Here is an 11,454-nt window from a genome sequence, read left to right on the forward strand (position 1 = left end):
CGCCCTGGCGTTACAGCAACCCGTGCCGGACGGCGTATTTGATGATGCCAATTGAATTTTTGACGGCCAGTTTCCTGAGAATGTTGTGGCGGTGCGTCTCGACCGTTCCGGGGCTGATGAACAGCTTTTCGGCGATGGCGTTGGTGGAAAGCTCCTGTGCCACCAGTCGGATGACCTCAAGTTCGCGGTCGGTCAGGGGCGACAGGGGCGCGGGGGCTTCGTCCAGCACACGAACCGGGCTGACCGGCAACGCCACCAACTGGGTCATGACCGATTCCGAGAAATATTTCTCCCCACGGGCCACGGTTTTCACGGCTTTCTCCAGTTCGGCTTTCCCGGCTTTTTTCATCACGTAGCCCGATATACCGGCCCGGAAGGCTTCCCGAATGCTGTCGGCATCTTCCGAAACCGTCAGCATCAGCACTTTAATCCGGGGAAACTGCTGGCGGATTTTCAGCGTCAGATTAATCCCGTCGAGGTGCGGCATGTTCATGTCCGATAACACAATATCGACCTCATGATCCCCCAGAAAACCCATTACATCCCGGCTGTCGTTCAGGGTACCAACCACTTCCACCCCTTCGATGCGGGTCAGCAGCAGGGAGAGACTGTCTAAAATAATTTCGTGATCATCCGTTAAGAGTAGACGTATGGGGGTCATAGGCAACAGAGTCAGGGTGAATCTCGCGGGTCTTTCAAAGATAAAGAGGATTTGGAGAATAGCAAGGTATCGTGCTGATGTAAAACCACTTAGCTACGTTGGTTTTTACTGTAAAGAATGTTAATTGTAAAATGTAGGACTTACGTCTGATAATTCTATCACTATTTCGCTTTCTGCCCTAAATCCCCTAAAGGGGACTTTTAGCATCCGGACTAAGCCGCGTCCAAGTCCCCTTTAGGGGATTTAGGGGCAGAAAGCGAAAATCCTAAAATGATGAATGGTAAATGTAAAAGGGGATGCCAGTCCGGCACTTTTACATTTATCATTCATCATTTTACATTTGAAATTTAAAATTCCCTTCCCCCTACAACGTCAGCCGCTGTTTGTCCTTGAGCAACACCTCTTTCAGTTTCGCATACGGCACTTTCTGAACGGTTGTCTTGCCATCGATGGCCAGCACGGCGGCCGTGGCAGCCGATTGTCCCAGAATCATGAAGACCGGTTCCATCCGGATGGAACCGTAGGCAATGTGTGAACTCGATACGCAAACCGGCACCAGCAGATTTTTGCATTCGTCTTCTTTCGGCACAATCGACCCGTAGGCAATCGAATACGGTTTGTCCGGATGAACGCCGATGTCGCCTTCGTTCTGAACAAAACCGTCTTTTTTGACAAACCGCTGCGAATTGTGGGCGTCCAGCGCGTAGGAACCCATGCCCACCGGATTCGGCACGACGGTTTTGCCCAGCGCGTCGACCTCCTTCATGACAAATTCGCCCAGCATCCGCCGGGCTTCCCGGATATACAACTGGTGCGGCCAGTTCCCGTTGTCCTTGAATTCATCTTTGGGCAAACCCCACTGCTGCATGGCCTGGTGAACATCCGCCGGAATTTTCGGGTCGTTCTGCATGTAATACAGCAATCCTTTCTGGTACAGTTCGTGGTCGCGGATAATCTCTTTGCGCCGTTCGTAGGTGGCTTCGGGATAGTCGTAGTTTTTTCCGATGTAGTCGGTGCTGAACGGCCCGTGGTTGTTGGTATCGGTTTTGCGGTTCGGAATGGGGTCGTATTTATCAAATGTTTCGCGCCAGCCCGTGGCAAACACGCGGGCCAGAAGTTCGTAGCGACTGGGATCGTAGCCCGCGGGTTTTGGGAACGGAATGCGGTTTTCGGGGTGATTGCTCAGGCACATCCGGAAACAATACGCCTGAATTTTGTGGTCGCCGGTGCCGTTTGCGCCTGGTTCTTCCGCCGATATTTCGGGCAATAAACCGCTTTTAGGGTCACCTTCAACCTTGTAGGGACTCACATTTTTCTTAAAATAGTGGCCGTGCTGAAAAACGCCGACCTGCACGCCGTTGTGCGTTTCGTTGTAGACACTGTTCGCTTCCCGGCCGACGTGGTATTTCACGCCCGCTGCCGCCATCAAATCGCCTTCGTAGGTGGCATCGATGAACACTTTTCCCTGATAAACCGTACCGCTCAGCGTTTTAAACGAGGTGATGGCCCCCGCCTGCTTCTGAACGCCTTTCGCCGACCGGTCCAGCCATTCGTTGCGGTACACCGTCAGTTTATTTTCCCTGACAAAGTCCTCAAAAACCTGCTCGGCTGCGTGCGGTTCAAAAATCCACATGGTGCGGTTGGTGCCGTCGAGCGCGGGCGTCCCCTGTCCTTTGTTGCCGTATTCCGACCGTTTCTGCCAGGTCCACGAAGCGTCTTTCTGGTAGTGCTGATAAAGCCGCTGGTAGAACTCGCGGGAGAGTCCGCCGATAACCTCCTTGTTGCCCGTATCGGTGAAGCCCAGCCCCCCCGACGACAAACCGCCCAGGTGTTTGTCCGGCGACACGATGATGACCGATTTGCCCATCTTTTTGACCTGCACAGCCGCCGTGACGGCCGCCGACGTGCCGCCATAAATGATCACATCGGCCTGCCGCACCACCGCTTTTCGGGTTGCGGCCGGTTCAATGGTGGACGTTCGATAACCGGGCAGCATCAGGAGCAAACCCAACACAAGGCCGGTGACCGACCCTTTTTTTAAGAATTCAGAAGCGAACGGGTTGTACAAAGTCATAGTGATTCAGGAAAGGCAGCACTCAGGCTGCCACTAGTTTTTGAAGATAAGCCGGATAGTTTTTACCGTCGCCATCGCCGTGGGTAATGCTGTCACCGAAGCAGACGATGCGGTTTTTCACCAATTGACGCTGCACCAGAAACGTGTAAAGGGCCACGGCCATCGTCCGATAACCCTCCGCAGTGGGATGAATACCATCGGTTTTGTTGCTGTTGGCTTCGTTTTTCAGCAAGCTGTTCGCTTCCAGACCAATGTTCCCTACGGTTTCAAAAATATGGTGCATATCCAGCAAAGGCAGTTTGTTGTCCGAAGCTACTTTCCGAATGACGTCATTCATCGCCTTTTTTCGCGCAGTATGTCCCTGGGGCTGGTAAAATGCCGGATCATGACGGGTCATCAGGTACGGTTCATACACCGGCAGAATCGTCATGAGCGCGACCTGACTCCGGATTGCGAGCAATTTGGAACAGATCGTCCGCATGTTTTGCTCATAAGTGGGCAATGGAAGGAACTTTTTGCTGTTCACGTCGTTGGTTCCGGCCATCAGAATGGTCAGCTCGGGCCGCTGCGCCAGGCAATCCTTCTCGATCCGGGCCAGCAAATCGACGGTATTATTCCCGCCAACCCCCGCGTTGATCACCACCGGATTGGATTCAGCGGTTTTTGACGCACTGCTGTCAGACAATGACTTGCCGAGAAAAGGGGCCACGACCAGGGTACTTTGCAAAAACGTTCGACGCTGCATGATTTAGAAGTTTACGGTTTTCAGTTTACGGTGGCTGACGCGTTTTTTTTCATCCCCCTCTTCATTATAGCACTTTCGCTTTTTGCCCCTAAATCCCCTAAAGGGGACTTTTAGCATCCGGATTAGGCTGTGTCCAAGTCCCCTTTAGGGGATTTAGGGGCAAAAAGCGAAAGTGCAATGAATTATCAGACGTAAGTCCTACATTATTAACTATTGATTTTCAACTGTAAACCGAAAACCGTATACCGTAAACCGTAAAATCAATACCCCGGATTCTGCTCCAGCCGGGGGTTAACATCGCGTTCCGTTTGGGGAATGGGGAACAGATAATGGTGTTCGGCCACGGTAATCGTCGGGTTCTGGGCTTTCATGGCACTGATCAGGCGTTTCGTCCGGGACAGGTCATACCAGCGGTGGCCTTCAAACGCCAGTTCCAGCCGTCGCTCCAGCAACACACTGTCCCGAAACTGGGCCTGCGTCAGGTTCGGGGTCAGATTGGGTAAACCGGCCCGGTTGCGAATGCGGTTGATGGCGGCATAAGCCTCGGCGTTGTTGGCACCCAGCTCGTTCAGTGCTTCGGCATACATCAGCAGCACATCCGGGTAACGAATGATCGGATAATTATTCCCGCCATCCGAGTTGCTGGTGGCAGCCGGGTCCAGGTATTTGTAGACGTAACACGGAAACAGGACGCTGGCCGGGGCCGCCGGGGTGCTGGTGGCCGAATAAAGTCTCAGGGTAACATTCCGGCGTTTGTCATCGTCGCGGTAGGCTTTGTACAGATTTTCGGTGGCGGGGTCATCGCCAAAACCAGCTACGCCGTTGACGCGGTCAAAATTGGGGCGCATGTAGCCCTGCATCCAACTGCCTTCTCCAAAACCACCACTCAGGGCCTGCACTTCGAAGACGGCTTCTTTGCCGTTTTTGTTGGCGATCAGAAAGGCCTCGGCAAAGTTGGCCCACAAATCGTATTGACCCGAATCGATTACCTCTTTCGCCTTGGCGGCAGCCTTCGCCCAGTCCTGACGGGTCAGATACACTTTCGCCAGAAAGGCGGTTGCGGCTCCTTTCGTCGCCCGGCCCCGATCTGCTCCGGTGTAGGATGCCGGCAATACGGTTTCGGCTTCCGTAAAATCCTGAACGATCAGCGTATAGACCTCATCTACCGACGCCCGCGCCACGCTCAGGTCATTCAGCGAGGTGGTTTCAGTGGTCATGATCGGCACGCCCCCGAACAGCCGGACCAGCGTGAAGTAATAAAAACCGCGCATAAACTTCGCTTCGGCCATGTAGCGGGCTTTCAGGGCTTCATCCATCGGAATGGCCGGTAGGCGGATGATGACCGCGTTGGCCCGGTTGATGGCGGAATAGACCGTCGACCAAATCGCCTGAAACGTGTTGGTGGCCGGGGTAAACGTGTATTTGTCGAGGTCGTTTTTCGGCTGGTTTGCGGTGGAGCGGCCATTGCCCCACTCGGCATCGTCGGTGGCCTGATCCTGCAAAATCCACATCACCTGAGCATACAGGTTCTGGGTATTCAGCGGGTCATACACCGCACTGACGGCGGCTTTGGCATCGTCGGCGTTTTTATAAAAATTCGCGGGCGTAAAATTCGATTCGGGCTTCTGGTCCAGCACTTCACAGGACGTCATCAGGCCGATCAGGCAGAGAAGGATTAGGTGTTTTTTCATAGTGTTAAAATCCTACGTTAAGTCCGAATAGAAGGGTTTTGGCTGCGGGGTAGCTGGCGTAGTCGAAGCCCTGGCTCCGGCTGTCCTGACCAAATCGGTTTACTTCCGGATCATACCCCGAATAGTTGGTCCAGGTCAGGTAGTTCTGCGCCGTTGCATACACCCGTACCGACTGGATTTTCAGCCCCTTGAGCACCGATGCCGGTAAATTGTACGCCAGTTGAATATTCTTCAGCCGCAGGTACGACCCATCTTCAATTTGCCGGGTCGACACGCGGTTGGCGGGTCGGGTGGTCGAAGCCCGTGGGATGTCGGTATTGGTGTTGGTGGGCGTCCAGCGGTTCAGCATATCCCGGCTCTGGTTGCTGGTGGCGTTCAGGTATTCCAGTTCATAGCGGTTGGCATTCAAAATGCTGTTTCCGTAAACGCCCTGAAAGAAGGCCGTCAGTTCCAAGCCCTTGTACGAGAACGTGTTGCTGATTCCGCCGATAAACTTGGGCTGCGCCCGGCCAATGATCGTCCGGTCGTTGTCGTCGATTTTTTTATCGCCGTTCAGATCCAGGTATTTGCGATCACCCGGTTTTCGGGCCTGCGGATCGGCCAGGGCGGTCAGTTCATCCGTGGTTTGGTACAGGCCGTTGGTCACGTAGCCGAAGAAAGATCCCAGGGGTTCGCCCACCCGAATGATCCCGGAATTCAGGCCCTGGCCAATGTTGGCGACACTCCCGGCAAAAATCTGGGGTGCCCCGCCAATGTCGAGCACCTTGTTGCGGTTGAGGGCAAAGTTAAAATCGGTATTCCATTTGAAGGCCCCCACCAGATTGCGCGACGAGATACTGAGTTCGATCCCCTTGTTCTCTACTTTCCCGAGGTTTTTAATGGCACTCGAAAAACCCGACGTACTCGGAACCGTTACATTCAGCAACAGGTCTTTTGTCCGTTTCAGGTAGGCATCGGCGGTCAGGGTAATGCGGTCATTCAGCAAACCGACGTCTACGCCCACATCAGCCTGCGACGTGGTTTCCCACGACAGATCCGGGTTGGCAATCTGGTTCGGTCCCAGTCCCGTCGAAACCGTATTCCCGAGCACGTAGTTCTGGGTTCCCAGCAGCGAATACGACGGATAGTTGCCAATCCCGTCCTGGTTGCCGGTTGTACCGTAGGTCATTCGAAGCTTCAGATCACTGACCACCGCATTGTTCTTCAGAAAGGCTTCCTCCGAAACCCGCCAGGCCAGGGCCGCCGAGGGGAAATAGCCAAATCGGTTGTTCGCGCCAAACCGGGAAGAACCGTCGGTCCGGAACGAAGCCGTCAGCAGGTATTTGTCTTTGTAGCCGTAATTCAACCGCGCCAGGTAGGATTGCAACCCCCAGGTGCCGATGCTCGATTCGGGCGTCAACGGCACGGAACCGGAGGCCAGGTTACTCGAACCCAGGTTGTCGTTCACAAAATTACGCGCCTGCGCCCGGTTGGCTTCCGTCCGGCTGGCCTGCTGCGTATAGCCGATCAGGGCCGTTACGTTGTGGTCGTTGTTGAAAGTGCGGGTGTAGGTCAGCAGGTTTTCGTTGAGCCACGTAATGGCCTGTGAGTTAAAGATCGCAGCCGAGCCACCCTGAGCCAGACCACTCGAAACCGAGCGGGGCAGATACGAATCCTGTTTTTGCAAAATCCCGTCAATCCCCAGCGACACGCGCAGGCTCAGTCCGTCAATGATCTGGTAATCACCGAAAACACTCCCAAAAACGCGGTAGGCAGTATTGCGGTTTTTGTTGTCACGGGCCAGTGCAACCGGGTTGTCGGCAGTAAAAACCAGTGCCGGATTCGTCAGCAGATAGGAACCGTCGGCGTTCCGGACTGGCAGAATGGGCGGAAACTGGAGGGCGGCCATCGTCACCAGACCGGCACTGCCCAAATCGCCGTCCGAGCGGGCCTGGTTGGTCACGGTGCGGTTGACGGTCAGACTGTTGCCGATTTTGATTTTATTGGTCAGCTTGCGGTCCAGATTGACCCGAAACGAATACCGGTCGAAATCCGAATTGACAATCACGCCATTTTGTTTGAAATAACCGCCCGCAATGGCATACTGCGTTTTTTCATCTCCTCCGCTGATCGAAAGCTGGTAGTTGGCAATCGGGGCCTGCCGGAAAATCTCATCCTGCCAGTCGGTGCCTTCGCCAAACGCGTCGACCTGCGCGGGGGTATACACCGCCGGACGGCCTTCGTTCGTGTTGGCGTCGTTGACAAACTGGGCGTATTCCCGCCCGTTCATAACCGGGTATTTCCGGCGTACATTCTGAATTCCGTAATAGGTATCGAAGGTGATGGTCGATTTGCCGGCCTTTCCCCGTTTCGTCGTGATGATCACCACACCGTTCGCGCCCCGCGACCCGTAAATGGCCGTGGAAGACGCATCTTTCAGCACCGAAATCGACTCGATGTCGCTGGGGTTGAGCGTACTGAGCACGTTGAAACTCGACCCGGAATTGGCTCCATCGTTTTTGAAGGGAATACCGTCGATGACATACAGCGGCTCGTTGTCGCCCTGAATCGAGTTGCCACCCCGGATGCGGATGCTGGTCGAGCCGCCCGGTGCGCCCGAGTTCTGGGTAATCTGGACGCCAGCCGCCCGGCCCTGCAACGCCTGATCGAGCGACGTGACGGCCACTTTGCGAATTTCTTCCACCGGAACCGTTGCCACGGCCCCCGTCAGATCGCTCTTCCTGACCTGACCGTAGCCGACCACCACCACCTCATTCAGCGATTTCGTATCCGGCACCAGTTGAATATCGATCACGGAGCGGTTTTGCACCAACTGCTCCTGACTCACGTAACCCACAAAGCTGTAAACCAGCGCGGTAGCGTCGTCGGGAATGCTCAGTTGATAACGACCCTGAACATCGGTCGTCGTTCCGCGTGAGGTACCTTTCACCACCACACTGACGCCGGGCAGCCCTTCGCCGGTTTCGCTCGTGACCCGTCCGGTTATCCGCACATCGGCCCGAGTCGTTTCAATCGGTTGAATGGTCGACAGACTCATCAGGCCATCCAGCGAAACGGGGCCGGTTCCGGCGGTAGCGGATGTGGCGGCAACGGGTACACTGATCGTTGACCGCTCGTTTTTGGGCGGCATAATCAGATACGCCCCGGAGCGCAGTTTTTTAAACCGCATCCCGTATTTCTTCAACAAAAGATTGAGATTGGTTTCCAGTCGGGCATTGAGGTTGAGCGGTTCAGCCGGGCTCAGGTGACGCGCCACGACCGATTCTTCGAATAAAATATCGACGCCGTAATAGTCCTTCAATTGCAACAGAGTGTTTTTCAGCGGCTGGCTCACCCCAATTGTGGGCGTGGTTTTCCCGGACTGGGCGTGGTCGGTCTGCTGGGATGTTCGAACGAAAGCCAGCGTCTGCGCTACGGCGTGGCCATAACCGACACTGAGCAACCAGCCAGTGGCCAGTGCAAGCGGTATTGCTTTTCTCATTGGGTAATTGGGATTTCGGTAGGGGTTGAAAAAATGAGATTCTGGTCGCGGTGGCTGAGTTTCAGGTCCAGCAATTCGGCAAGTGCCTCGGCCAGTTCGTCGGAGGAACCGGCGCGGATCGTTCCCGTCAGCGTTCGGCGGGCGAGGGCCGGATCGGCAAGCTGCGCATTGACACCAAAAACCGCCCGAATCTGGCGCACCACCTCGCGCAGGGAGGTATTGTTGAAACTAAACAACCGGTAGCGCCAATGGGCAAAGCGGTTGGTGTCGGCCTGCTGCTGCAAGCTTAAGGCCCCTTTTTCGTCGAGCCGCGCCCAGTCGCCGGGTTTCATCAGCAGGTTTTGCGCCGGTTGATTGGCGGTTTTATAGTGGAGGTTGACTTTCCCCCGCTTTAACACCACTTCGGCGTGGGCGGCCCGGCTTCGTACCGAAAACTCCGTCCCCAACACCTCTACCTCCAGGCCATCAGTTGCCTGAACGACAAAGGGTTGGTGCGTGGAAAGGTGCTTTACGTCAAAAACCGCATCGCCTTTCAGGGCTACCCGCCGGGAAAACCAGCCGTAGCCCATCCGGGGCAGTTGCAGGGACGAGTTGCTGTTGAGGGCCACCGTGGAGCCATCGGGCAGGCTCAGCGAACGGAGTTGGTAGGCGTTGGTCGTAATGGTCTGGTAGAAAAGAGGTTCCCGAAAAAACCAGCCACCAGCCAGCAGGATGAACGTGAGAGAAGCCGCGATCAGCCAGCGGCCCGGATGCCAGAACGGGCGGGGTTCCTGCGGCAGCGGTCGGATCAACCGCGCCGGTGTTTCGTCCGGATTGTCGAGCCGTTGCCGGAACTGGTCGAGGTGATGGGCGAAATCGGGGGCGTACTGCGGAAAGCTCCGCTCCCATTCGTCCAGCCACTGAAAATACGTTTCCCGGCTGGTCGGGCGCGTCAGCCATTCGCCGATCACTTTCTGCTGGACCGACGTGGCCTGACCGGCAAAGTACGTAAACAACAATTCTTTGGTAGGTTCCATGATGAGGTGTATATCGTTGAGGCTACGCGAAAACCGTCAGCAGAAGCAGCCCATAGCTAATCAGTTTCTGGTTTCGGAGAAATTGCCGAACCGTTGAAATGGCCTGTAGCAAGTGGTTTTCGACGGTTTTCGGGGAAAGCGTCATCTCGCTGGCAATTTCCTTGTAGGATTTTCCTTCGAACCGGCTCAACAAAAACACGCGTTGCCGCTGGGGCGACAGTTGCTGAACGGCCTGTTCGAGGGCGCGGTACAGTTCGTCCTGTTGCAACAACCGGTCGGGCTGCATGGCGTCCTGATCGGGCTGGTCGAGGTCGTCGGGAAGGGGTTCCTGGCGGCTCAGTTCCCACCGCAGGCTGTTGTAGGCCCGGTTGCGCACGGCCTGGTAGAGATACGCCCGGTACGAGCCCTTGATCTGTTTGTAGAGTTCTTTCTGGTAGAAGGTATAGAACAGATCCGCGACCACATCTTCGGCCACCTGCCGGTCGTAGACAAACCGGATGGCGTGGCTGCACAGGGGCGCGAAATACTGGCGAAAGAGCAGTTCACAACCGAGTTTCGGGTCGGTAGCAAAGGCATTGCGGATGAACAACTCGCTGTCGGCACTCACCGGAACCGGAGGTACGACATCGCTCCTGAGCAGGGGCGGTGGGCCGCCGGGGATTGGGTCAGGAGAGGGCCGGAATGGAAACGCGTTGGCTGGCATCGATCAAAGGGTCTGGTACAGTGAAGACAAGTTAGTACCAAAAATCCCCCAATCGATTTTTATTTTTTATGCTTAAAATGCAAAAAAGAGTCCATACAAGGTGACGATACGCGTTCTGCCGCCGTCTAATACCTAATATTATTGATGGCTATGCCGAACACCTACACCCAGCTCTACATCCAGACGGTTTTTGCGGTCAAACACCGTCATGGCCTGATTCGGGTCGAATCGAAAGAAGATCTGTATCGCTATATGACCGGGATTGTCCAGAATCAGGGGCATAAAATCCTTGCGATCAATGGAATGCCCGATCACGTTCATGTTTTTTTGGGTCTGAATCCGAACCAGGCGATTTCGGCGCTCCTGCAAGACCTGAAAGGGGATTCTTCCAAATGGATGAATGATCAGCGTTTAACGAAAGGCCGTTTCGAGTGGCAGTCGGGTTACGGCGCTTTTTCGTACGGACAATCTCAAATCGACCGTGTGGTGCGTTACATTAAAAATCAGGAAGAGCATCACCGTACGATGACGTTTCTGGAAGAGTATACCACCTTCCTGCAAAAGTTCAATGTACCTTTCGACGCGCGGTATATTTTCAAAGCGGTAGAATAAAATTAATGAGATGGTAATTTTCCCGTCGCGTTAGCGACGAAATGTTTGTAGCAACCCGATCGTCTCAACATGTCCACGGTCGCGTAGCGACCCAATGTTTGTAGAAAACCATCTCCCCGAAATCTCCGGTCGCGTAGCGACCGAACCAATCGGGCCAACACATCAGCAAAAAATGGTTTCGTCGCTACGCGACTCAGTTCTGGCGGGGCAGGGCTTCTTCTACAAACATTGGGTCGCTAACGCGACCGATCATCCAAACGCCCCGACCCCCGTCGCGTTAGCGACCCAATGTTTGTAGCAACCCGATCATCTCGGTATATCCGCGGTCGCGTAGCGACCCAATGTTTGTAGAAAACGAACCATCTCCCCGAAATCTCCGGTCGCGTAGCGACCGAACCAACTTGCCCTGCTGCTATCAACAAACATTTCGTCGCCAACGCGACCGGCACTGGATTATGATCAATCATTGCT

The 11,454-nt window shown here is 54.9% G+C and carries 8 protein-coding genes; 1 reads left to right on the forward strand and 7 read right to left on the reverse strand.

Annotation, left to right across the window (positions count from 1 at the left end; genetic code table 11):
* Window positions 1–10 precede the first annotated feature (10 nt).
* The 7 genes from DUE52_RS16205 to DUE52_RS16235 form a co-directional block, all read right to left on the reverse strand.
* Window positions 11–661: a response regulator gene (locus tag DUE52_RS16205; protein ID WP_114407069.1), complete on the reverse strand. Its 651-nt coding sequence runs from the start codon at window positions 659–661 to the stop codon at window positions 11–13.
* 364 nt (window positions 662–1,025) lie between these two features.
* Window positions 1,026–2,657, reverse strand: a complete 1,632-nt coding sequence (locus DUE52_RS16210; RefSeq protein WP_114407103.1) for an FAD-dependent oxidoreductase — start codon at window positions 2,655–2,657, stop codon at window positions 1,026–1,028.
* Window positions 2,658–2,757: 100 nt separating this feature from the next.
* Window positions 2,758–3,480 carry an SGNH/GDSL hydrolase family protein gene (locus tag DUE52_RS16215; RefSeq protein ID WP_114407070.1) on the reverse strand — a complete coding sequence of 241 codons (723 nt, stop codon included), beginning with the start codon at window positions 3,478–3,480 and terminating at the stop codon, window positions 2,758–2,760.
* A gap of 260 nt (window positions 3,481–3,740) precedes the next feature.
* Window positions 3,741–5,171: a RagB/SusD family nutrient uptake outer membrane protein gene (locus DUE52_RS16220; RefSeq protein ID WP_114407071.1), complete on the reverse strand. Its 1,431-nt coding sequence runs from the start codon at window positions 5,169–5,171 to the stop codon at window positions 3,741–3,743.
* A 4-nt stretch (window positions 5,172–5,175) separates the two neighbouring features.
* Window positions 5,176–8,652, reverse strand: a complete 3,477-nt coding sequence (locus tag DUE52_RS16225; protein WP_114407072.1) for a SusC/RagA family TonB-linked outer membrane protein — start codon at window positions 8,650–8,652, stop codon at window positions 5,176–5,178.
* On the reverse strand, window positions 8,649–9,668 hold the full coding sequence (locus DUE52_RS16230) for a FecR family protein (RefSeq protein WP_114407073.1): 1,020 nt from the start codon (window positions 9,666–9,668) through the stop codon (window positions 8,649–8,651). Before DUE52_RS16230 ends, DUE52_RS16225 begins: the two co-directional genes overlap by 4 nt.
* Window positions 9,669–9,690: 22 nt before the next feature.
* Window positions 9,691–10,371 carry an RNA polymerase sigma-70 factor gene (locus DUE52_RS16235; RefSeq protein ID WP_114407074.1) on the reverse strand — a complete coding sequence of 227 codons (681 nt, stop codon included), beginning with the start codon at window positions 10,369–10,371 and terminating at the stop codon, window positions 9,691–9,693.
* A 150-nt stretch (window positions 10,372–10,521) separates the two neighbouring features.
* Here DUE52_RS16235 and tnpA point away from each other — a divergent pair, with 150 nt between their 5' ends.
* Window positions 10,522–10,983, forward strand: coding sequence for an IS200/IS605 family transposase (gene tnpA / locus DUE52_RS16240; RefSeq protein ID WP_114407075.1), 462 nt, complete (start codon window positions 10,522–10,524; stop codon window positions 10,981–10,983).
* Window positions 10,984–11,454: the final 471 nt, after the last annotated feature.

Origin of the sequence: Larkinella punicea, assembly GCF_003334855.1 — a bacterium.
Classification (GTDB): Bacteria; Bacteroidota; Bacteroidia; order Cytophagales; family Spirosomataceae; genus Larkinella; species Larkinella punicea.